Below are 22,329 nucleotides of genomic sequence, written 5' to 3'. Positions count from 1 at the left end.
CGCCCTTTCGAAAATCAGACCAGTTCCACGTCGACAATACCCTTGGCGGTTTTCAGCGCCGAGGCGATTTGCGGTGAGATGCGATAGCGCTCAGGCAGTTCGACTTCCACTTCCCTGCGCCCGTCATCCTTGATCACCACGAATGAGACCTGCCCGTCGCCCTTCGTGTTCAGATGTCCGGCGATCTGTTGAACCGGCATGCTGTCGCGCACGAAAATCCGCAGGGCCTTCTGCGTCTGCACGGCCCGCTCTTCAAGCGATTGGACGGTTTGAATGCGAAGGCTGATCCCTTCCGGACGCTCCTCGGCATCGACCGTTATGACCAGCGATTTTCCGGGCTCCAGAAGATCCCGATATTGCGCAAGCCCTTCCGAAAACAGCACGGCTTCATACTGGCCGGAGGAATCGGAAAACACGATGATGCCCATCTTGTTGCCGGTACGCGTCTTGCGCTCCTGCTTTGACGTCACGGTTCCGGCGAGCCGTCCGGCTGTGGCGCCCTGTCGGACTGCATTGGCAAAGTCGGCAAACGTCTGGACCCGCATCTTCTCTAGAAGCTCACTATAGGTATCAAGCGGATGCGCTGACAGGTAGAAGCCAAGAGACTGATATTCCCGGTGAAGTTTTTCCGAAGGAACCCAGGGCGTTACGCTGTTGAATTGAATCGTTTCCGGCCCCGTCGCCGCGCCGCTGCCGAACATGTCGGACTGCCCGCTGATACGGTTTTCCATTGCCCGCTGGCTAAAGCCCAAAAGCCGGTCTGTCCCGCCCACCAGTTCGGCGCGGTCGCGCCCGAAACAGTCGAATGCACCAGCGCAGATGAGATGCTCAAGCACCCGGCGATTGATGAGCTTCGGATCGACGCGAAGGAAGAAATCCTCAATGCTTTCAAACGGTTTGTCTCCGCGCACCTCGACAATATGGTCAACGGCCGCTTCGCCCACGCCCTTGATCGCGGCCAGGGAGTAGTAAATCCGGTTCTCGCCGGTCTTGAAAATCCTGTGCGACGTCTGCACCGAAGGCGGAACAACCTCGATGCCCAACCGGGCCGCGTCCTGACGGAAGTCATTGATCTTGTCGGTATTTGACATGTCGAGCGTCATCGACGCCGCCAGAAACTCAACTGGATAATGCGCCTTCAGATAGGCGGTCTGATAAGAAACAATACCGTAGGCGGCCGCGTGCGATTTGTTGAAACCGTAATTGGCGAACTTTGCCAGGAGATCGAAGATCAGATCGGCCTGGGGTTTGGTCACGCCATTATCAACCGCACCGCTGACGAAGCGGCTACGTTGCTTGTCCATCTCCTCCTTGATCTTCTTGCCCATCGCGCGCCGCAGCATGTCCGCCTCGCCGAGCGAATAGCCAGACAGCACCTGCGCGATCTGCATCACCTGCTCCTGGTAGACGATCACGCCCTGCGTTTCTTCAAGGAGATAGTCGATCTTCGGATGAATCCCGGCGACTTCTTCCTCGCCATGCTTGCGGGCGTTGTAAACCGGGATGTTCTCCATCGGCCCCGGCCGGTAGAGGGCAACCAGCGCGATAATGTCTTCGATCCGGTCAGGCCGCATACCGATCAGCGCTTTGCGCATGCCGGCACTTTCCACCTGGAACACACCCACCGTCTCGCCCCGCGAGAGCATGTCGTAGGTTTCCTCGTCATCAAGCGGCAGCGCGGCGAGGTTGATATCAACGCCGCGCTCCTGAACAAAATCCACGGCGGTTTTGAGCACCGTCAGCGTCTTAAGTCCGAGAAAGTCAAACTTGACCAGACCCGCCTGCTCCACCCATTTCATGTTGAACTGGGTAACGGGCATATCGGAACGCGGATCGCGATACATCGGAACAAGCTTTGAAAGCGGCCGGTCTCCGATAACGATACCCGCCGCGTGGGTTGACGCATGGCGGTAAAGACCTTCGATCTTCTGCGCGATATCCAGAAGCTGCGAGACGACCGGTTCCTTTTCCGCCTCTTCCCTCAGTTTCGGCTCTTCTTCGATCGCCTTGTGCAAGGGCGTGGGATTGGCAGGATTGTTTGGAACGAGCTTACAGATCCGGTCCACCTGCCCGTACGGCATTTCCAGCACACGCCCTACATCGCGCAGCGCCGCCCGGGCCTGCAGCGATCCGAATGTGATGATCTGCGCCACCTGCTCCCGGCCGTACTTTTCCTGGACGTAACGGATGACCTCGTCCCGCCGGTCCTGACAGAAATCGATATCAAAGTCCGGCATGGACACGCGTTCCGGATTGAGAAAGCGCTCAAACAGCAGCGAAAAGCGCAACGGGTCGACATCGGTTACCGTCAACGCGTAGGCAACCAGAGAGCCGGCACCCGAACCTCGGCCCGGCCCGACGGGAATGTCGTGGGCCTTCGCCCATTTGATGAAGTCGGCAACAATCAGGAAGTATCCTGGGAAGCCCATGCGTTCGATAATGCCAAGCTCGACATCGAGCCGGTCGCGATAGTCACTTTCTGAAAAACCCTCCGCAAGCCCGAGTTCTTCCAGTCTGTGATCCAGACCTTCCTCGGCCTGCCTGCGCAATTCCGCTGCCTCTGCACGCTCTGCCTCCTCGGGATCATCCGACGCGCCGGTAAACCGCGGCAGGATAGGTGCGCGCGTATCGAGAATATGCGAACAGCGCTTGGCAATTTCGACCGAGTTTTCCAGCGCCTCGGGAAGGTCGGCAAACAACGCGCACATTTCGTCGCGGGTTTTCAGATAATGGTCCGGCGTCAGACGAAACCTGCTGTCGTCGGATACGACCGCATTGTGTGCAACCGCCATCAAGGCATCATGGGCGTCAAAATCATCGGGTGAAGGGAAAAACGCCTCGTTGGTCGCAACGATCGGAACAGACTTCTCATAGGCGAGATCCAGCATCCGATTTTCATGCGTGCGATCGAAACCTGTCGGGCGCTGAAGTTCCACATAAAGGCGGTCACCAAACAGCGTCTGCAAGCGCTCAAGGCGTTCGGCCGCCAACGGGCCGGCATCATTTTGAACGGCCTGATCCACGGGACCGTCCGTGGCGCCGGTCAGGCACACCAGGCCATCCGTGCCGGTCTGCGAAAACCAGGACAAGGCAAGATGGGCCGTATCGGTACCTGACCCGTCCAGATAGGCACGGCTCACCAGCTCGACGAGCCGCGCGTACCCCTCCTCATTCATCGCGATCAAAACGACGGCGGACCGCTCGGCGAGGCGATCGCGTTGGCTGCGCCCGCCCACACCTTCATCTTCCATATCGATGTCGAGTTTACAGCCAAGGATCGGCTGAAGCCCCTGTTCCACCGCCTTGACGGAGAACTCCAATGCGCCAAACAGGTTGTTGCTGTCGCTGATGCCCAGTGCCGGCTGGCGATCCTCAACAGCCTTTGAGATAACGGTCTTGAGCGGCAGCGCGCCTTCCAGAAGCGAATAGGCGGAGTGAACGCGTAAATGCACAAAGCCGGGCCCTTTTGATCCCATGGAAGGTGTCTTTTGTTCGTTTCCGTCCATAAACCTGCCGCCTCTTTACGCGCCGTAACCAGTCCGATTCCAATTCAAGCGCCAATCCTATCAGCAAACGCGCGGCTGTGTGCTCGGGAACCCTGCAATCCACACACAAAACGGTGCCCTTCCTGACGGCAACCCGGTTGACCACATGCTGGCAAAACGCTGCAATTGGCGGTAGCCTCCCGGCACACCGGGGATGATTCCATGCCAGCTTCCATCGTCATATCCGCACTTGTTGCCGTGCTGGTCGGCTTTGGAAGTTCTGTTGCAATTGTTCTTGCCGCCGCCTCGGCAGTCGGCGCCAATGCTGCACAGACATCGTCCTGGATCGCGGCAATCTGCCTGGCGACCGCTGCCATCACACTCATTCTCAGCCTGCGCTACAAGATGCCGATCGTCGCAGCCTGGTCGACACCGGGCGCAGCGCTCATCGCACAATCCACCGGAGAAAGCATCGAAACAGCTGTCGGCGCGTTCATCTTCGCTGCACTGCTGACGCTTCTGACGGCCGCTTTCCGGCCGCTCGCGGCGTTGATTGAACGCATACCGGCATCCGTTGCCGCGGCTATGCTTGCCGGCATCCTCTTCAGTTTCGTCCTTGGCGTCTTTACGCATCTCAAGACCGCCCCGGAGCTTGTCCTGCCGCTTCTGCTTCTCTTCGTCCTGATCCGGGTCTTTTCACCCATCTGGGCGGTTTTGTCTGTCCTGCTGTGCGGGATCATCCTGACCTATGTGCTGGGACTTGCCGAACCGCCGCCGGGATTGCGCATCTCCAACCTCGAGTGGATCACACCACAGTTCAGGATCGATACGCTCATCGGGCTTGGTCTGCCGCTCTATCTCGTCACCATGGCATCACAGAACCTGCCGGGTTTTGCCGTTTTGAAAGCATCGGGATTTACACCGCCGTCGCGCCCCGTCCTGGCAGTGACGGGACTGGCATCGCTTGCGAGTGCCGGTTTCGGTGCACACACGACAAATCTCGCCGCCATAACCGCATCCATATGCACCGGTCCCGATGCTCACCCAGATCCGAAAAAGCGCTGGTTGTGCGGCCCGGTCTACGCCGCAGGCTACGTCATCATTGCACTGTTCGGCGCTTCGCTCGTTGCATTGTTTGCAAGTTTTCCCTCAGCGCTTATTGCGACGATTGCAAGCATAGCCCTCATCGGCGCCCTCGCGGCCTCACTTGGCGCAGGCTTAGCTGAAGAAAAGGACCGCTTCGTCGCCGTTGCCACCTTCGCCGTCACCGCCTCCGGCCTTTCGGCGTTCGGTATCGGATCGGCTTTCTGGGGATTGGCGGCGGGGCTTCTCATCTATGGTGTGGACCGCGTCTACCGGCGGATCGCGCGGTAGAATTTCACAGCATAAAGATCACCCATTTCAGAACGATGTGAACACGATTGTCAGGCTGGTTACAAACAACAGCATGGAAGCAAGGGCAGCACAGTCTTTGGCAAAGTCGAACATATGTTCCTCCTTATTCCGTCTATGTTTGTATTTTGTTCCTTTCTTGTTCCGCAGTCAAGCGAATAGCGTATCGTGATTAAGGACCGGTAAACGGGATCGCCTATGGCGCCTGCAACGTTAACCGGACAAAGCCGGCAAACCGGCACAAATCCGCTGAAAACCCGCAGTCATTTCATGAAGTAATTCTGGTGAGCCAAGCCCGCGACTCACTCAGGTTTCGACAACCTTGCCTTCGTCCAACGTCACCCGCCGGTCCATCATCGCAGCGATATCGTGGTTGTGAGTCGCAATCAGCGCAGCCAGGCCCGACTGGCGCACAAGTGCATTCAGCGCTTCAAACACATAACCCGCCGTCACCGGATCGAGATTGCCGGTGGGTTCATCAGCCAGGAGAACCAGCGGCGCGTTGGATACAGACCGCGCGATCGCCACGCGCTGCTGTTCTCCGCCCGACAACTCGGCCGGCCTGTGTTCCGCGCGGTGCCCGATCCGCATATAGTCCAGCAACTGACGCGCCCGTTCCGACGCATCCGCATGCGAAAGCCCCGCGATCATTTGCGGCATCATGACATTCTCAAGCGCCGTGAACTCGGGCAGCAGGTGATGGAACTGATAGACGAAGCCGATATCGGAAAGGCGCATGGCTGTCCGTGCGTCATCGCCGAGCCCGCTGGAGGCCTTGCCGGCCACAAAGACTTCACCTGCGGTCGGATGTTCCAGTAGCCCGGCCACGTGAAGGAGTGTCGATTTGCCGGCGCCCGAAGGCGCGACCAAAGCAACCGTCTCACCCCGATTCAAAGTGAAGTCCGCACCCTTGAGGATCGACAGGATATTGCCGCCCTGCTCGTAGTTTTTTTCCACACCCTCAATCCGAAGGACCGCATCACCGCTCATTATCGCATCCTACTCGTAACGCAGCGCTTCGACCGGATCGAGCCGCGAGGCGCGCCAGGCAGGGAAAAGGGTCGCCAGGAACGAAAGCACCAGCGCCATGATCAGCACTGCAACGGTTTCGCCCGCATTCATATCCGCCGGTAACTGGCTGAGAAAATAGAGCTCCGGATCGAAAAGGGTCGTGCCCGATAGCCAGGAAAAGAACTGCCTTATCGATTCAATGTTCCAGCAGACAATGACACCGAGCAGGAAGCCCGCCAGCGTACCTGTCACCCCGATGGCCGCGCCGGTCATGAAGAAAATCCTCAAGACCGCACCGGACGTCGCACCCATGGTGCGAAGAATGGCAATGTCGTGCCCCTTGTCCTTTACCAGCATGATCAGGCCGGAAATGATATTGAGCGCGGCGACCAGCACGATCAGCGTCAGGATCATGAACATGACATTGCGCTCGACCTCGAGGGCGGAAAAGAATGTGCGGTTCTGCTGTCTCCAATCGCTGATATAGACCTGCCGCCCGGCAGCAGCCTCAATCAGCGGACGAAGCGCGTCGACACTGTCGGGGTCGTCAATAAACAGCTCGATCGACTGCACCAGCCCGTCCGAATTGAAATAGAGCTGGGACTCGCCGAGTGGCATGAAGATCATCGACGCGTCATATTCCGACATTCCGATCTCGAATATGCCCGAAACCGGATAGGATTTGATGCGCGGCGTTACGCCAAGCGGAGTGACATCGCCCTCCGGGGAAATGAGCTTGATTGTATCACCGACACCGAGACCGAGATTGGACGCCAGACGCGAACCGACCAATAGCCCCTCGCCTGCCGCGAACCCGATAAGATCTCCGGACAGTATATTATCCGACACGCCACCCAGCTTCGGAAGGTCGTCGGCGCGAATGCCGCGTATCAGCGCGCCGGTCCCGACATCGCGATATCCCGAAACAAGTGCCTGCCCGTCGATCATGGGTATGGCAGCCCTGACGCCCGTAACGGCTGCGAGTTTTTCCGCCAGCGCATTATAGTCATTGAACGGCTCGTCAATCGGCTGAACCATGATGTGGCCGTTAACGCCAAGAATGCGGTCGATCAACTCGCCGCGGAAGCCGTTCATCACGGCCATGACGATGATCAGCGTTGCAACGCCAAGCATGATGCCGAGAAAGGAGAAACCGGCAATGACGGAAATGAAGGCCTCGCGCCGCCTTGAACGGAGATACCGCCAGGCAATCATCCGCTCATAGGCGCAGAACGGGCCTGACGCCGGTTTTTTACCGCTTCTCGTCGTTGCTTGCGCTTCTACTATGTCGTTGCTCATCCTTGATCGTCGCCAGAGGAGAAACGGTTGATCGCCGCTTCAACAGTGAGATTTTCACGACCGCCGGTCCGTCGGTTCTTGACCTCGACTTCGCCATTGGCGATTGACCGCGGACCGACAACGATCTGCCACGGAACGCCGATCAGATCGGCCGTCGCAAACTTGGCTCCCGCCCGCTCATCGCGATCATCGTAAAGAACATCACGGCCTGCCCCGGTCAGCGCGTCGTAAAGCGTGTCGCCCGCTCCGTCGCAGGCTTCATCGCCGGCTTTCATGTTGATGATCGAAAGATCAAAAGGCGCAACACTCTCAGGCCAGATAATACCGGCATCGTCATGGGACGCTTCGATAATGGCCGGCACCACACGTGTTGGACCGATGCCGTAGGACCCCATATGGACCGGATGTTCCTTTCCGTCAGGCCCCATGACCTTCGCACCCATCGGTTCAGAATACTTGGTTCCGAAATAAAAGATATGCCCGACCTCAATGCCGCGCGCGGAAAGCCGCGCACCGTCCTCGACCCGCGCAAATTCCTTTTCATCGTGCATTTCCGATGTCGCGGCGTAGAGCGATGTCCACTTGTCGACAATACCCTGCAATCCGGCAACATCATCAAAATCCGTGTCCGCTCCGGGGACCTCGAAATCCAGATAATCCCGATGACAAAAGACTTCCGATTCACCCGTATCGGCAAGAATGATGAACTCGTGGCTCAAATCGCCGCCGATAGGCCCGGTATCGGCGCGCATCGGCACAACGGATATGCCCATGCGGGCAAACGTGCGCAAATAGGCAACGAACATCTTGTTATAGGCGTGGCGGGCAGCATCCTGATCGATGTCGAAGGAATAGGCATCCTTCATCAGGAATTCGCGCGAACGCATCGTGCCGAAACGCGGACGGATCTCGTCCCGGAACTTCAACTGGATATGATAAAGGTTTAGCGGCAGATCCTTGTAGGAGCGCACATAGCTGCGGAAGATGTCGGTGACCATTTCTTCATTGGTCGGACCGTAGAGCATGGGCCGCTCCTGACGATCCGCAATGCGAAGCATCTCCCGCCCGTAATCGTCGTAGCGCCCGCTCTCCTGCCACAGCTCGGCCGATTGAATAGTCGGCATAAGAATTTCAATCGCACCGGCGCGGTTCTGCTCATCCCGAATGATATCGTTAACCTTTTCAAGCACCCGTTTTCCAAGCGGCAGCCAGGAATAGATACCCGCCGATTGCTGGCGGATCATTCCGGCGCGAAGCATCAGCCGGTGCGAGACGATCTCGGCCTCTTTGGGGTTCTCTTTGAGAATGGGCAGGAAAAAGCGGGAGAGGCGCATCTCTAAATCCGTGTCAGGAAACTCGCCTAACTAGGGAATCAGGCGAAATAGCGGTGGAACGATAGTTGTATTAGCGGCTCGGTGATTAGAAGGAAACCCGAAGAGTTTGCGAACGGCCCGTTCCGGCTGCGACAAAGTTGAAATCAAGCGTCCGACAAAAAAATTCTCGACCGCGATAAAAATGTCACTTTTCAGGTGACAGCACGCAAACAATGGTCTAGTTTCCACCACCAATGAGACAGAGGCAAATGACCTCTGTCCGTTTCGCGGTCAAAGTCTTGGGAGGATGGATCTAAGGCGCGGTTTGACCTGCAGCCGCCGAGCAATCGGTAAACGATCGACGCGATAATTAAAATACAAGGCTCCGTGCCTTGTTTTTTTTTGCCCTGCTGCAACCCGGAGACCGGATAACCACGGGGATCAAAGCATTGAATCAGACTTACGGGTGCTTTTAACCAACCCCAGGCCGCCGTCCGTTAGACCAATAAGAAAGAGGATGCTGCACCATGGCCGACATCCGTCTTGCCACTCCGGCGGATCTCAATTCCGTTGTCGATTGCGCCCGCAAGGCCTACGAGCACTACATCGATATTATCGGCCGCAAGCCGGCCCCCATGGACGCCGACTACGCTGATTTCATCGCTAAGCAAAACGTCTTCCTCATTTGCGATCCACGCCCGCGCGGCCATGTCGTTTTTTACCGCCAGGACGATTGCATGCTTCTATGGAGCGTCGCTGTCGATCCGGCACACCATGGCCGCGGCTATGGACGGCAACTGATGGACTATGTGGAGACAGAGGCAGCCAGACAAAAGCTGCGGGCCGTGCGACTTTTCACCCATGAAAAGATGAGGAGGAACCTGACGCTTTACCCGGCTTTGGGATATCGGGAAATCGGCAGGAAGAACGAGAAGGGTTTCGATCGCGTCTTTTTCGAAAAAGCCGTCAAAACAACCTAGCGCTCGGAAAAATCAGGTACGATGCGCGGAATGGAATCGACTGAAATGCCGAAAGCTTCGGTCAACACAAAGTAGATGGCGAAAATAATCGCCGCGACAATACTCGTCAGCACGAGTTTTTTGCGCATCTGCAATCGCAACGGCGCGCTTTCCGTTGTTCCCAGCGTCACATCGCTTTCATCCGCCTGCGTGCGCACACCGATCGGCAGGACGGCAAACAGCGTGATCCACCAGATTATGAAATAAACTGCAATGGCCGTCAGTATGGTCATCTTGCTCAGACCTGCTCCAGTTCAACGAGCGTGCCGCAAAAATCCTTCGGATGAAGGAACAGCACCGGCTTTCCATGCGCACCGATCTTTGGCTCTCCATCGCCGAGAACACGCGCGCCGTCCGCTTTGAGACGGTCGCGCGCCGCTAGAATGTCGGGCACCTCGTAGCAGATGTGATGCATGCCGCCGGCAGGATTCTTTTCCAGGTAGGAGGCGATCGGCGAATTCTCGCCCAGCGGTTCAAGCAGTTCGACCTTGGTGTTGTCGAGTTCGACAAACACCACCGTCACGCCGTGGTCAGGCAACGCCATCGCGTCGGACACCGCCGCGCCCAGGGCCGCCCGGTAAACCGCCGCCGCCTTCTCAAGGTCAGGCACGGCAATCGCCACGTGGTTCAATCTGCCGATCATCTTGGCTGCCCCCTTTAAGTTCGGCTCTATACCCTGGAAACAAACACAGTCATGACAGGCTTCTTGCCCCAGACATCCCGGGCGGCAGCCCGAACCGCACGCCGCACGGATTCGCGTACGACATCAAGATCGCGCCGGCGAACCCTCGGTATGCTCTCGATCGCGCTTACCGCTGCTTCCTCCAGCCTGTCCGACAGCAGGTCTCCGTTTTCATCAACCTCCGGCAGGCCGAAAGGTTTCACTGAAGGGTTTCCGATGATCTCATGCTTGTTGCTGAGGATAACGCTGACGGCGATATGTCCGACAAAGGAGAGCTTGCGCCGTTCCCCAACACCCATTTCTTCGAAATCGCCGATCAGATCGCCGTCTTTGTAAATCCGCCCATGAGGCGCTTCATCAATGATCTCGGCCGGCCCGGGTGCAAGCCTGAGCACGTCGCCATTGCGAACGGGTGGAACGGTCTCGATGCCGCACTCACGGGCAAATTGAGCCTGGGCAACCAGATGCGCCGCTTCGCCGTGAACCGGAACGACAATCTGCGGGCGGGTCCAATCATACATCCGCTGCAGTTCGTTGCGTCTCGGATGACCCGAGACATGCACCAGCGCGTCGTCATCGGTGACTATGTCGATACCCTGATCGATCAGTGCGTTCTTGATATCGAGGATGGGCTTTTCATTGCCTGGTATGGTGCGCGAGGAAAAGACGACCGTGTCGCCGGCGTTGAGCATGACCCGGCGCATCTCGTCACGGGCCATCTTGGCCAGAGCCGCACGCGATTCACCCTGGCTGCCGGTCAGGATAATCACGATCTTGTCGCGCTGAATTAGGTCGAATTCGTCTTCATCGACAAAGGGAGGAAGCCCATCCATATAGCCAAGGCCCGTGGCGACATCGACAACACGCTTGATCGAACTGCCCAGCAGCAGAACCCTGCGGCCTGCATCCCTCGCGGCTTCAGCAACAGAGCGAATGCGCCCCACATTTGAAGAAAACGTGGTGATGGCAACCCGGCCCCGCGCAGCGCTGATAATGCTTTGAAGACTGTGCCCGACATCTTCTTCCGAAGGTGAGACGCCATCGCGCAGCGCATTGGTCGAATCGCAAATGAGCGCAAGAACACCATCGTCGCCGACGGCCCGGAACCGCTCTTCGTCGGCCAGCGGACCAAGTGACGGCGCATCGTCGATTTTCCAGTCTCCCGTGTGGACCACACGTCCGACAGGTGTTGTGATAACAAGCGAAACGGGCTCCGGGATGGAGTGGCTGACCGCCACCGCTTCAATGGAAAACGGCCCGACCTGAAACGTATCGCCAGCATTGAATGTCTTGACAGGTACGGCCTCGACATTGCCTTCATAAGCCCGCTTGGCTTCCAGCATGCCCGCCGTAAACGGTGTGACATAGACCGGAGCGCCGAGATAGGGCCAAAGGTCCGCCAGCGCACCGTAGTGATCCTCATGCGCATGGGTGATCACAATGGCTTTGAGATCTATCTTTTCATCTTCGATATAGCGGATATCCGGCAGAACGAGGTCGACACCCGGAAGATCCGGCCCGGGGAACGTGACACCGCAATCGACCATCAGCCACTCACGCTTCCCCTTCGGCCCGAAGCCGTAAAGCGCAAGGTTCATGCCGATTTCGCCAACGCCGCCAAGCGGCAGGAATACGAGTTCGTCCTTGGATGCCATGTTATCTACAGCGCGTTTGAGTTCGACTGACCAAAGAACACATCCCCGGCCGCAATCGTTTTAATTCTGTTGTCCTTGTCGACAAGCACGAGGCAACCGGACTGATCGATGTCCCTGAATGTGCCGACGATGGACTCCGCCGGCAGATTGACCGTGATTGTCTTTCCTAAACCTTCGGCATTCTCAAGCCAAGCCTGTCTTATGGACGAGATGCCGCGCCCCCTGTTCCAGGCCGCAAGGCCCTCGCCCATCGATTGGTAAAGTCTTGCAAAGAGCTCTTCAGCAGAGACAGACGCGCCCTGTGCCTGAAGAGTTGTCGTGGGATATATAACACCTTCGGGTGCATGGGCCACATTTATGCCACAGCCGATCACAACCGCCATACGGCCATCTGCCAGCCTCTCACCCTCCAGCAGGATACCGGACACCTTGGCGCCGTTGATCAGCACATCGTTCGGCCATTTGATTGTCGGTTTTGCAGCGCCCGGCGGCAACACTCTCGAGATGGCTGCGTGAGCAGCAACCGCAATGACCAACGGCAGGCTGGCGAGTGCTGCGGGGTCGGCAGGATCAATCAGCAAAAGCGATGAATAAAGGTTGCCCGGCTCCGATACCCAGCCGCGTCCACGCCGTGCCCGGCCTTTGACCTGCCGGTTGGCGGTGACCCACAATCCGCCTGGGTCACCCTCACGAGCCCGGCGCAAGCATTCCAGATTTGTCGAATCGACGTCTCCGAGCGCAATATGCCTGAATTCGGAAGACGGGTCGTTCAATCCGTCACCCGGCTATAAACAGCGTCTTGGCCGCAACCCCGGCCGCCTGCCCGATCGGTCCACCGACCAGTACATAACCGATGACAAACAGGCCCGACACGCCCATCACCAGACGCAATTCGCCCGAAACGGGAACAAAACTCTCCCCTGCCTCGTCAAACCACATGATTTTGACGATGCGCAGGTAATAGTAGGCACCCACAACAGAGGCCAGCACGCCGATCACAGCCAGCGCATAAAGGCCGGATTCGATCGCAGCAAGAAAGACGAAATATTTGGCGAAGAATCCGGCAAGCGGCGGAATGCCTGCCAGCGAGAACATGAAAACGGTCAACACGGTCGCCATCAGCGGATTGGTCGACGCAAGCCCGGAGAGGTCATCGATTTGCTCGACATTGCCCTCTTCCTTACGCCGCATGGCCAATATGCAGGCAAAAGTGCCGAGGGTGGTCACCATGTAAATCAGCATGTAGATGGCGACACCCCGCACGCCAACCTGGGAGCCGGCTGCCAGACCGACAAGCGCATAGCCCATATGGCCGATCGACGAATAAGCCATCAGCCGTTTGATGTTGCGTTGACCGATCGCGGCAAACGCACCAAGCACCATGGAGGCGATCGAGATGAAGACGATGATCTGCTGCCAGTCCAACGCGACCGGCTCAAAGGCTTCGATGACGATACGCACCAGCATGGCCATGGCCGCGATTTTGGGTGCAGCTGCAAAAAAAGCAGTGACCGGTGTCGGCGCGCCCTCATAGACATCCGGCGTCCACATGTGGAACGGAACCGCGGAAATCTTGAACGCGATACCGGCGAGCAGGAAGACAAGGCCGAAGATCACGCCGAGGGAGCGATCGCCGCTCGCCAGCGTTTCAGCAATTTCCTCAAATCCGATATGTCCGGTGAACCCGTAAATCAGCGACGCGCCGTAAAGAAGCATGCCCGATGACAGGGCGCCGAGGACAAAATATTTCAGTCCGGCCTCCGTTGAACGGGCACTGTCACGGTTGATCGCTGCGATGACATAAAGGGCCAGGGACTGCAGCTCGATGCCAAGATAAAGCGCAATCAGGTCATTCGCCGAGATCATCAGCATCATGCCGAGCGTGGCGAGTACGATAAGGACCGGGAACTCAAACCGGTCGATCTGCTCCTCCTGCGCATGACCGACCGCCATCACCATCGCAGTAATGGACCCGATCAGGGTCAGCACCTTCATGAACCGGGCAAACGGGTCCTGAAGGAACGAACCGCCAAAGGCCAGACCTTCGCCGGACACAAGAACCAGCCACAAACCGGAAATAATGAGAAGCGCAACGGCAAGCCCCGTCACCATCGTCGACGAACGATTGCCGGAAAAGACCCCGATCATCAACAGGACCATCGAGCCGACGGCAAGCATCAATTCCGGTATCGTCAGCTGCAGGCTTGCTACGAGGAGTTCAGGAGTCATTTCGCAAGCACCCTTCGTCAGTCCGCGAGCGCCAGGCCGTTGGCGGCCTCAAGCGCGGCATTGTAGTTGTTGATCAGCGCGTCGACAGTCACGGCAGTTACATCGAAGACCGGAAGCGGATAGACGCCGAAGAAAACGATCAGGATCGCCAGCGGATAAAGGATCACCTTTTCGCGGGTCGACAGATCCAGCAAGGATTTGAGGTTTTCCTTCTCCAGTGCTCCGAAGATTACCCGCCGGTAGAGCCACAACATATAGGCCGCCGAGAGGATAACCCCGAGGGTCGCGAAGATGGCAATCCAACTGCTGATCTGGAACGCACCGATAAGCACAAGGAATTCCCCGACAAACCCGGAGGTCCCCGGTAATCCGACATTCGCCATCGCGAAGACCATGAACACCACGGCGTATTTCGGCATGTTGTTGACCAGCCCGCCATAGGCAGCGATTTCGCGCGTATGAGCGCGGTCATAGATGACGCCGACGCAAAGGAAGAGCGCCGAAGACACAAGACCGTGCGAGAGCATGGTGTATATCGCGCCGGTCACGCCCTGCGCGTTCGCTGAAAAGATACCCATCTTGACGTAGCCCATATGGGCAACGGAGGAATAGGCGATCAGCTTCTTGATATCCTGCTGCATCATCGCGACGAGTGAAGCCCAGATGATGGCGACAACCGACAGCGTGAAGATCAGGGGCCAAAGATCAACCGAGGCGACCGGGAACATCGGCAGCGAGAAGCGGATGAAACCGTAACCGCCGAGCTTCAGCAGGATGCCGGCCAGAATGACCGACCCTGCCGTCGGCGCTTCGACGTGCGCATCCGGCAGCCAGGTATGAACCGGCCAGAGCGGCAGCTTGACAGCAAAGGATGCGAAGAAGGCCAGCCACAGCCAATGCTGCATCCCGACCGGGAAATTATGCGCCAGCATCTCCGGGATCGAGGTCGTGCCGGCATTCCAGTACATGGCCATGATGGCCAGCAGCATGAGCACCGATCCGACCAGCGTATAGAGGAAGAACTTGAAGGCCGCGTAGATCCGGCGCTGGCCGCCCCAGACGCCAATGATGATGAACATCGGAATAAGGCCGCCTTCGAAGAAGACGTAGAAGAGAACGATGTCGAGCGCACAGAAGGCACCGATAACCAGCGTTTCCAGGATCAGAAACGCGATCATATAGGCCTTGAGGCGTGTCTGGATGGTTTCCCAGCTCGCCAGCACACATAGTGGCATGAGGAAAGCGGTCAGGACGACGAACAGCATGGAAATGCCGTCGACGCCCATGTGATACGAGATGCCGGAATCCAGCCACTGCGCCTTCTCCACCATCTGGAAGCCGACGATCGAGTCGTCGAAAGCCGCCCAGACCACCAGCGAGAGCAGGAAGTTAAAGGAGGTAACGATCAATGCCACATTGCGTATGTTGCGGCGGCCTGTTTCGCCGTCGTCGCGGATCAGCAGAATCAGGAGTACGCCGACAAGCGGAATAAATGTGACCGTTGAGAGAATCGGCCAGTCAATCATCACACGTTACTCCCGAGCATCATCCACGTGATCAGTGCAGCAACACCAATCAACATCGCGAAGGCATAGTGATAGAGGTATCCGGTCTGCAGTCGCACGATGCGGCCGGTAATCTGTTGAACGCGTTTTGCGATCCCGTCTGGCCCGAACCCATCGATAAGCCACCCGTCGCCCTTCGTCCAAAGGAAGTGGCCGAGCCACTTGGAGGAGCGTACGAAAAGGATGTCGTAGAGCTCATCGAAATACCATTTGTTGAGCAGGAACTGATAGAGGCCGCGGTGCTGTACCGCCAGTTCTTTCGGGATTTCAGGCGAGCGGATATAGAAAAGCCAGGCAAATGCAAAGCCGACGACCATGGCTGTGAACGGACTCAGCTTCACCCAGGCCGGCACGTTGTGGAACTCATGAACAATATGATTGTCGGGCAGTGTAAACAGTGCCCCGTTCCAGAAGGCTTCATAGTGGTGACCGAAGAAGTCTCCGATAAAGAGCATGCCTGCAAACAAGGCACCCGCCGCCAGGATGAAGAGCGGTGCCAGCATCACCATGGGTGATTCATGTACGTGGTGCATGACATCAGACGAAGCTCTCGGTTTGCCATGGAACGTCATGAAGATCAGACGCCAGGAATAGAAGCTGGTGAATGTCGCGGCGATGACGAGCATGACGAAGGCGAAGCCGGCAGCCGGGCTGTGCGCGACGAAGGCCGATTCGATGATGGCGTCCTTGGAGAAGAAGCCCGCCGTTCCGAGCGCCGTGAACGGTATGCCGAACCCGGTGAGCGCCAGCGTGCCGATGATCATCATCCAGTAGGTCGTTGGAATATGTTTCCGTAGACCGCCCATACGGCGCATGTCCTGCTCATCGGACACAGCGTGGATGACTGAACCGGCGCCGAGGAACAACAGCGCCTTGAAAAAGGCGTGCGTGAACAGGTGAAATATGCCCGCGCCATAGGCCCCGATGCCCAGTGCCACGAACATGTATCCAAGCTGCGAACAGGTTGAATAGGCAATGACCCGCTTGATATCGTTTTGAACGAGCCCCACCGTTGCGGCAAAGAACGCGGTTATCGAACCGATGATCACAACCACTGTCAGAGCGTCGGTCGAAAGCTCGAAGATCGGCGACATACGCGCCACCATGAAGACGCCTGCGGTGACCATGGTCGCAGCGTGGATGAGCGCCGAAACAGGTGTCGGGCCTTCCATGGCGTCCGGCAGCCATGTGTGCAGCAGGAACTGGGCGGATTTGCCCATGGCGCCGATGAAGAGCAGGATACAGACTGTCGTCAGTGCATCGGCCTTGTTCATCTCAATGCCGAAAAACTCGAAGAATGCATCAGACGTTCTTGCTTCGGCGCCCGGCAGGAAGTCCGCCGTGCCGGCAAAGATGACATCCATCGACACCGAGCCGAACAGCACAAAGATACCGAAGATACCAAGTGAAAAGCCGAAGTCACCCACGCGGTTGACGATAAAGGCCTTCATAGCCGCCGCATTGGCGGACGGCTTTTTATACCAGAAGCCGATCAGCAGATAGGACGCGAGGCCAACACCTTCCCAACCGAAGAACATCTGGACCAGATTGTCCGACGTCACCAGCATGAGCATGGCGAAGGTAAACAGCGACAGATAGGCAAAAAAGCGCGGGCGGTGCGGGTCGTGATGCATGTATCCGATCGAATAAATATGCACCAGACAGGAGACCGTATTGACAACCACCAGCATTACCGCCGTCAGCGTGTCGATGCGAAGCGCCCAGTCGATGTCGAGCGTGCCGGCCACGATCCATGGCAGGACTTCGATCTGGATCATGTCACCATGGCCGAGTGCCACTTGGAAAAAAGCGATCCAGGACAAAAAAGCGACTATGACCATGATGCCGCAGGTCACGTATTCCGAGGCGCGCGCGCCTATGGAGCGGCCGAAAAACCCGGCAATGATTGCTCCCAGCAGAGGGAAGAAAACAATGGTGTGATACATCGCCCGCTCAGCCCTTCATCATGTTTACGTCTTCAACGGCAATCGAGCCGCGATTACGGTAGAAGACAACAAGGATCGCCAGCCCGATGGCCGCTTCGGCCGCAGCGACAGTCAGAACGAACAGCGCGAATATCTGCCCGACCAGATCGTTGAGATGCTGGGCGAACGCGATGAAGTTCAGGTTCACGGCGAGCAGGATCAACTCGATCGACATCAAGATGACGATGACATTCTTGCGGTTCAGGAAGATGCCGAACACGCCGAGCGTGAACAGGATGGCACCGACCGTCAGATAATGGGAAAGTCCGATTTCCATGCTTGTTCCTAACCGCCTATATGCCCTGCCCGGGCTTCACTTTGACGACCTCGATCGCCGTTTCCGGCGTTCTGGCCACCTGCGCCGACACATCCTGCCGCTTCACATTCTCCTTGTGGCGCAGCGTCAAGACGATGGCGCCGATCATTGCAACAAGAAGGATCATGCCCGCGGCCTGGAAGAAGTGGACATAATCCGTATAGAGAATGTCTCCTAGAGCCTGGATGTTGGGGACCTCGTTGAGATCGGGGATAGGCTGCGTTGCATTGGCCACCGGCTCGACCGTGAAAGCATTGCTGGCCAGTACCAGCACAAGCTCGGCCGCCAGGATGAAACCCACCAGCGCTCCGACCGGCGCATATTCCATGACACCGGAGCGAAGTTCGGCAAAATCAATGTCGAGCATCATGACGACAAAGAGGAAGAGCACCGCAACAGCGCCCACATAGACGACAACAAGGATGAGCGCCAGAAACTCGGCGCCGGCCAGCAGGAACAGCCCGGCGGCATTAAAGAAAGTCAGAATCAGGAACAGCACCGAATGCACCGGATTGCGTGCCGATATGACCATAAACGCCGCCGCGATGGCGATCGCCGAGAACAGGTAGAAAAACAGAGCCTGGAGACCCATGATCTGTGCCTTTTCGTTTCCCCCGAAACCAGCTTGGGTGTGCCGGTTTCCGAATTGAACCGCCGGAGTGGACCGGCGTGAGACTTAATTTGCCGCCCCGCCCCTCGGCGGCGCAGCCGGACGCTCACCGATAGGGAGCGTCCATTGCAATATTGCGAGCGATTTCCCGCTCCCACCGGTCACCGTTTTCAAGCAGCTTGTCCTTGTCGTAGTACAGCTCTTCGCGGGTTTCCGTCGCGAATTCGAAGTTCGGCCCCTCGACAATCGCATCCACCGGACAGGCTTCCTGGCAAAAGCCGCAATAGATGCATTTGACCATATCGATATCGTAACGCACGGTTCTGCGTGTTCCGTCGTTGCGGCGCGGGCCGGCTTCGATGGTGATGGCCTGCGCCGGACAGATCGCCTCGCAAAGTTTGCAGGCAATGCAGCGCTCTTCGCCGTTCGGATAACGCCGCAACGCATGCTCTCCCCTGAAGCGCGGGCTCACGGGCCCCTTTTCATAGGGGTAGTTCACCGTCGCCTTTGGCCGGAAGAAATAGCGCATCGAAAGAACGAACGCCTCTGCGAACTCTTTCAGGAAAACCGATCTGGCGGCTTGTGCGAGTGACATTGTCCCTATCCTTCCCTTCAGGCGGACCAGCCGGTCAGTTTGAGTACAAAAGCCACGATGACGACCATGGCCAGCGAGATCGGAAGGAAGACCTTCCAGCCAAGCCGCATCAGTTGGTCGTAGCGGTAGCGCGGGACGAACGCCTTCACCATGGAGAACATGAAGAAGACAAAGCAGACTTTGAGGACAAACCAGACAATGCCCGGAACCCAGTTGAGCAGCCAGAAATCGACCGGCGGCAACCAGCCACCGAGGAAAAGAATGGTGGTCAGGGAGCACATCAGGACGATGGCTGCATATTCACCGAGCATGAACATCATGTACGGAGTGGAGCCGTATTCGACCATGAAACCCGCAACCAGTTCCGATTCCGCTTCCGGCAGGTCGAAGGGCGGCCGGTTTGTCTCGGCAAGCGCTGAGATGAAGAAGATGATGAACATCGGGAACAGTCCCAGCCAGTGCCAGTCAAGGAAACTGTTCGGCAGCCCAAGCATCGTACCGAGACCGGTTTGCTGCGACAGCACGATTTCCGTCAGGTTCAGGGAACCGACACACAGCAGAACCGTGATGATGACAAAACCGATGGAGACTTCATAGGACACCATCTGCGCCGCCGACCGCAGCGCCCCGAGGAAGGCGTATTTGGAGTTGGAGGCCCAGCCGCCCATGATGACGCCGTAGACCTCAAGCGATGAGATGGCAAAGACATAGAGAATGCCGACATTGATGGAGGCAACCGCCCAACCTTCCGCCACCGGAATAACGGCCCAGGCGGCGAGCGCCAGGGTCACCGAAACCAGCGGCGCCAGCAAGAACACACCTTTGTTGGCGCCGGCCGGGATAATCGGCTCCTTGAAGACGAACTTCAGAAGGTCCGCAAAGGATTGGAAGAGACCCCAGGGGCCAACAACATTGGGTCCGCGCCGCATTTGCACGGCCGCCCAGATCTTGCGGTCAGCATAAAGGACGTAGGCGATGAAAATCAGCAGCGCCACCAGCAAAAGCAGCGACTGACCGATCATGATCAGCCCGGGCCAGACATAGTTTGTGACAAATGCGTCGAAGGTCATCTCGTCCGTGTCCCTATTCGGCTGCGACCTTGCCGGCGTCGCGGGCAAGTGACGAGCACTCGGCCATGACCGCTGAAGCACGGGCTATCGGGTTGGTCAGGTAGAAATCGGAAACGGTCGACTGAAAACCGGCCGCATCCATCTTGCCGCCGCTGGCAGCAAGTTTTCCAATGTCTGCCGCATCCGCCGGAGCAACCTGATCCGCATCGGCAAAATGCGGATAGGCCTCGTTGAGCGCGGTACGCAGTTGAGAAAGCGAGTCAAACGGCAATGTTTTGCCAAGAACGTCCGAAAGCGCCCTTAGAATGGCCCAGTCCTCCTTGGCCTCTCCGGGCGCAAAAGCAGCGCGCGATCCATATTGGACGCGCCCTTCTGTATTGACGTAGATGCCCGACTTCTCGGTATAGGTCGAACCCGGCAGGATCACATCGGCATGATGGGCGCCAACATCGCCGTGGCTGCCGATATAGACGGTAAAGCCGGATGTGCGTTTCGTCATATCCAACTCATCCGCACCCAGAAGGAACAGCACGTCCATGTCGGTCAGCATCGACGCTGCATCCTTGCCGCCCTCTCCCGGAACGAAGCCGACATCCAGCCCGCCAACCCGGCTGGCAGCCGTGTGCAGAACGGCAAAACCGTTCCAGTCACCGGAAACCGCCTTGACTGTTTCCGCAAGGTTGGCGGCCTGCGAAAGAACAGCTGCCCCATCGGCGCGTGCCAGGGCTCCCTGCCCCACGATGATCATCGGCTTCTTGGCCCGCTTGAGCTTGGCAGCAAACTTGTTGCTGCCGGCAATGAGCTCGGACAGCGTTTCCGGTCCAGCGCCGAGATACTCATAGTCGTAGCGAAGGTCGACCTGCTCGCCGATCAGAGCGATCGGGAAATCGCCCATCCGCCAGCGCTTGCGGATACGCGCATTCAAAATTGACGCTTCATACCGCGGGTTCGCACCGATGATGAGAAGAGCATCGGCATCCTCGATGCCCTCGATCGTCGGATTGAAGATATAGCTGGCGCGGCCATTTGCCGGGGCGAGAGCCGATCCGTCCTGGCGGCAGTCGACATTGTGCGATCCGCTCGCGGCCATCAGTTGTTTGAGCGCAAACATCTCTTCGACCGTCGACAGATCACCGGCAATGGCGCCGATCTTCTCGCCTGATGTACCGTCGACCGCCTGTTTGACAGCCGCAAACGCCTCTTGCCAGCTCGCAGGCTGAAGCCGCCCGTTCCGCTTGACGAATGGCCGGTCCAGCCGCTGTGTCTTCAGACCGTCCCAGACAAAGCGCGTCTTGTCGGAGATCCATTCCTCATTGATGGCCTCATTGACGCGCGGCATGATGCGCATGACTTCCCTGCCGCGCGTGTCGACACGAATGGCCGAGCCGCAGGCATCCATCACATCGATGGTTTCAGTCTTGTCGAGTTCCCATGGACGCGCCTGAAACGCGTAGGGCTTCGACGTCAGCGCACCCACCGGGCAAAGGTCGATGACATTGCCCTGGAGTTCGGACGTCATCGCATGTTCCAGATAGGTGGTGATTTCAGCGTCTTCGCCCCGGCCGATAAGACCGAGCTCCGAGATACCCGCAACTTCCGTTGTGAACCGGACACAGCGCGTACAATGAATGCAGCGCGTCATGATGGTCTTGACCAGCGGCCCGATATATTTGTCTTCGACCGCACGCTTGTTCTCATGGAAGCGCGAGGAATCGACGCCAAAGGCCATCGCCTGATCCTGCAGGTCACATTCACCGCCCTGGTCGCAGATCGGGCAGTCAAGCGGATGGTTGATCAAGAGGAATTCCATCACGCCTTCGCGCGCCTTTTTGACCATCGGCGTATTTGTGAAGACTTCCGGCGGCTCGCCGTCCGGTCCGGGGCGCAGATCACGCACACCCATGGCGCAGGATGCGGCGGGTTTCGGCGGCCCGCCCTTGACCTCGACGAGGCACATGCGGCAATTGCCAGCGATCGACAGCCGCTCGTGAAAACAGAAACGCGGAACCTGAGCGCCGGCTTCCTCACACGCCTGAAGAAGCGTGTAGTGATCCGGCACCTCGACCTCGTTCCCGTCTACCTTGATTTTCGCCATGTTTCGTC

Annotated in this window: 18 protein-coding genes; 2 read left to right on the top strand and 16 right to left on the bottom strand. The window is 57.8% G+C overall.

Annotated elements, in window-relative coordinates; genetic code table 11:
* Positions 1-14: 14 nt before the first annotated feature.
* Complete coding sequence (dnaE, locus tag OQ273_RS06785) at positions 15-3,506, bottom strand: DNA polymerase III subunit alpha (RefSeq protein ID WP_267989710.1); 3,492 nt, start codon at positions 3,504-3,506, stop codon at positions 15-17.
* Positions 3,507-3,707: 201 nt separating this feature from the next.
* Between dnaE and OQ273_RS06780 the strand changes: the two genes are divergently transcribed.
* The gene (locus OQ273_RS06780) at positions 3,708-4,859 is read left to right on the top strand and encodes a benzoate/H(+) symporter BenE family transporter (RefSeq protein ID WP_267989709.1); all 1,152 of its coding nucleotides are present in this window, start codon (positions 3,708-3,710) and stop codon (positions 4,857-4,859) included.
* 324 nt (positions 4,860-5,183) lie between these two features.
* On the opposite strand, the gene OQ273_RS06775 is transcribed toward OQ273_RS06780, so the two are convergent.
* The 3 genes from OQ273_RS06775 to proS are packed head-to-tail and all read right to left on the bottom strand — an operon-like array spanning position 5,184 to position 8,521.
* Positions 5,184-5,867, bottom strand: coding sequence for an ABC transporter ATP-binding protein (locus OQ273_RS06775; RefSeq protein WP_267989708.1), 684 nt, complete (start codon positions 5,865-5,867; stop codon positions 5,184-5,186).
* Between the two features lie 9 nt (positions 5,868-5,876).
* The gene (locus OQ273_RS06770; protein ID WP_267989707.1) at positions 5,877-7,187 is read right to left on the bottom strand and encodes a lipoprotein-releasing ABC transporter permease subunit; all 1,311 of its coding nucleotides are present in this window, start codon (positions 7,185-7,187) and stop codon (positions 5,877-5,879) included.
* On the bottom strand, positions 7,184-8,521 hold the full coding sequence (gene proS, locus OQ273_RS06765; protein ID WP_267989706.1) for a proline--tRNA ligase: 1,338 nt from the start codon (positions 8,519-8,521) through the stop codon (positions 7,184-7,186). Before proS ends, OQ273_RS06770 begins: the two co-directional genes overlap by 4 nt.
* Before the next feature lie 506 nt (positions 8,522-9,027).
* Between proS and OQ273_RS06760 the strand changes: the two genes are divergently transcribed.
* Positions 9,028-9,480 (top strand): GNAT family N-acetyltransferase, encoded by a 453-nt coding sequence (locus OQ273_RS06760; protein ID WP_267989705.1) that lies wholly within the window; start codon positions 9,028-9,030, stop codon positions 9,478-9,480.
* Here OQ273_RS06760 and OQ273_RS06755 read toward each other — a convergent pair.
* The 12 genes from OQ273_RS06755 to nuoG form a co-directional block, all read right to left on the bottom strand.
* Positions 9,477-9,752: a DUF1467 family protein gene (locus tag OQ273_RS06755; protein WP_267989704.1), complete on the bottom strand. Its 276-nt coding sequence runs from the start codon at positions 9,750-9,752 to the stop codon at positions 9,477-9,479. The two genes, OQ273_RS06760 and OQ273_RS06755, sit on opposite strands and share 4 nt — an antisense overlap.
* A gap of 5 nt (positions 9,753-9,757) precedes the next feature.
* Positions 9,758-10,162 carry a methylmalonyl-CoA epimerase gene (gene mce / locus OQ273_RS06750; protein WP_267989703.1) on the bottom strand — a complete coding sequence of 135 codons (405 nt, stop codon included), beginning with the start codon at positions 10,160-10,162 and terminating at the stop codon, positions 9,758-9,760.
* A gap of 26 nt (positions 10,163-10,188) precedes the next feature.
* The gene (locus OQ273_RS06745; protein WP_267989702.1) at positions 10,189-11,856 is read right to left on the bottom strand and encodes a ribonuclease J; all 1,668 of its coding nucleotides are present in this window, start codon (positions 11,854-11,856) and stop codon (positions 10,189-10,191) included.
* A 5-nt stretch (positions 11,857-11,861) separates the two neighbouring features.
* Positions 11,862-12,629, bottom strand: a complete 768-nt coding sequence (locus OQ273_RS06740; RefSeq protein ID WP_267989701.1) for a biotin--[acetyl-CoA-carboxylase] ligase — start codon at positions 12,627-12,629, stop codon at positions 11,862-11,864.
* Between the two features lie 4 nt (positions 12,630-12,633).
* Complete coding sequence (nuoN, locus tag OQ273_RS06735) at positions 12,634-14,085, bottom strand: NADH-quinone oxidoreductase subunit NuoN (RefSeq protein ID WP_267989700.1); 1,452 nt, start codon at positions 14,083-14,085, stop codon at positions 12,634-12,636.
* A gap of 17 nt (positions 14,086-14,102) precedes the next feature.
* Complete coding sequence (locus OQ273_RS06730; RefSeq protein ID WP_267989699.1) at positions 14,103-15,611, bottom strand: NADH-quinone oxidoreductase subunit M; 1,509 nt, start codon at positions 15,609-15,611, stop codon at positions 14,103-14,105.
* The gene (nuoL, locus tag OQ273_RS06725) at positions 15,611-17,596 is read right to left on the bottom strand and encodes an NADH-quinone oxidoreductase subunit L (RefSeq protein ID WP_267989698.1); all 1,986 of its coding nucleotides are present in this window, start codon (positions 17,594-17,596) and stop codon (positions 15,611-15,613) included. The genes OQ273_RS06730 and nuoL overlap by 1 nt, the downstream gene beginning before the upstream one ends.
* A 7-nt stretch (positions 17,597-17,603) precedes the next feature.
* A complete protein-coding gene (gene nuoK / locus OQ273_RS06720; RefSeq protein WP_267989697.1) occupies positions 17,604-17,912 on the bottom strand; it encodes an NADH-quinone oxidoreductase subunit NuoK in 309 nt (102 codons plus the stop codon).
* Positions 17,913-17,928: 16 nt separating this feature from the next.
* Complete coding sequence (locus OQ273_RS06715) at positions 17,929-18,543, bottom strand: NADH-quinone oxidoreductase subunit J (protein ID WP_267989696.1); 615 nt, start codon at positions 18,541-18,543, stop codon at positions 17,929-17,931.
* Between the two features lie 124 nt (positions 18,544-18,667).
* Positions 18,668-19,156 carry an NADH-quinone oxidoreductase subunit NuoI gene (gene nuoI, locus OQ273_RS06710; protein ID WP_267989695.1) on the bottom strand — a complete coding sequence of 163 codons (489 nt, stop codon included), beginning with the start codon at positions 19,154-19,156 and terminating at the stop codon, positions 18,668-18,670.
* Between the two features lie 17 nt (positions 19,157-19,173).
* Positions 19,174-20,226 carry an NADH-quinone oxidoreductase subunit NuoH gene (gene nuoH / locus OQ273_RS06705; protein ID WP_267989694.1) on the bottom strand — a complete coding sequence of 351 codons (1,053 nt, stop codon included), beginning with the start codon at positions 20,224-20,226 and terminating at the stop codon, positions 19,174-19,176.
* Positions 20,227-20,239: 13 nt separating this feature from the next.
* Positions 20,240-22,321, bottom strand: a complete 2,082-nt coding sequence (gene nuoG / locus OQ273_RS06700; RefSeq protein WP_267989693.1) for an NADH-quinone oxidoreductase subunit NuoG — start codon at positions 22,319-22,321, stop codon at positions 20,240-20,242.
* Positions 22,322-22,329: the final 8 nt, after the last annotated feature.

The organism is Hoeflea prorocentri (genome assembly GCF_027944115.1).
In the GTDB taxonomy this organism is placed as follows: Bacteria; Pseudomonadota; Alphaproteobacteria; order Rhizobiales; family Rhizobiaceae; genus Hoeflea_A; species Hoeflea_A prorocentri.
This window is presented reverse-complemented; position numbering and strand designations above follow the sequence as displayed.